The following is a 1322-nucleotide window of genomic DNA, read 5'->3' as shown; positions in this document are numbered from 1 at the left end:
TAGATAATCGCGTTCGTGAAGCGCTCGCCGAACATGATGGCGAACTGGTTGGCAGCCTGCTTCCAGGTACGCTGTGGCATCTTCCAATCTTTCTCGATATTGCGCAAGGCCAGGAACAATAACTTGGTCGCGGCTTCGTCGCTGGGGAAGTGACCACGGTTCTTGACGATCTTCCGCAGACGCATATGCAGGCTTTCAATAGCGTTGGTCGTGTAGATGATCGTGCGCACTTCAGGTGGGTAGGCAAAGAACGGAATCACCTGCTGCCACTGGCGCCGCCACATCGCGGCCACGGTCGGAAACTTGGTGCCCCATGGGCCTTCTGCAAAGGCATCCAGCGCCGCTTCGGCCAGCTCGGCGTTGGCAGCGTGGTAGATCGGCTTGAGCGCCGCTGCCAGTTCCTTCCGGTCCTTCCAGGCCGCAAGCGTCGTCGAATTGCGGATCAGGTGCACGATGCACGTCTGGATCTGCGCTTGCGGATAAACGGCCTCGATGGCCTCCGGGAAGCCGCGCAGGCCATCGACGACGGCGATCAGGATATCGTCCAGTCCGCGGTTCTTGAGTTCGTTGAAAACCTTCAGCCAGAATTTGGCGCCTTCGGTCTGTTCGATCCACAGACCCAGCACTTCCTTGCGGCCGTCGGCACGAATGCCCAAGGCCAGATATACGGCCTTGTTCTTGACCGTGCCTTCGTCCCGGATCTTCAGGCGCAACGCGTCGAAATACACGATCGGATACATCGCCTCGAGCGGCCGCTGCTGCCACTGCGCGACCTCCTCGAGCACTTCGTCGGTGATGGTCGAAATCAGGTCTGGCGACACCTCGGTGCCGTACAACTCCAGCAAATGCGCCTGAATCTCGCGCACGCTCATACCACGAGCGTACATGCTGATAACGTGATCGTCGAAGCCCGACATCCGGCGCTGATGTTTGGCCACCAGTTTGGGCTCGAAGCTCGACAGACGATCGCGCGGAATGTCCAGGTGGAGCTCCCCGCCTGGCGTCAAGACCTTCTTCGGGCTGCTACCGTTGCGGTGGTTTCTGCTGCCGTCTTCCTCGTTGGCCAGGTGGTGGTTCAACTCGGCCGACAACATACGCTCGGCCAGCATTTTTTTGAGCTGCCCGGCGAGGCCCGATTCGCCAAGGATCGACTCGGCGTCCTTGTTCTCAACCTGGGCCAGCAACTGGTCGATCAGCTCAACGGGAAACGGGTACGCTGCTTTCTGTTTTTTGGGCTTCTTGGTGGTCATCACTTCGGTCATGGAACAGTCCTTTCGGGATTATTTCATGACCCCGTTCCACACAGAAATTCTGACAGGCTC

The 1322-nt window shown here is 58.8% G+C and carries 1 protein-coding gene; it reads right to left on the bottom strand.

The window, feature by feature from the left end; genetic code table 11:
• Window positions 1-1250: IS256 family transposase (locus ABIB42_RS25900; protein WP_157225494.1), on the bottom strand; the 1250-nt coding region annotated here is incomplete at its 3' end.
• Window positions 1251-1322: the final 72 nt, after the last annotated feature.

Origin of the sequence: Massilia sp. UYP32 (genome assembly GCF_050434365.1) — a bacterium.
GTDB lineage: Bacteria > Pseudomonadota > Gammaproteobacteria > Burkholderiales > Burkholderiaceae_D > Telluria > Telluria timonae.
The sequence above is the reverse complement of the archived record's forward strand: the minus strand, read 5'-3'. Positions and strand labels throughout refer to the sequence as shown.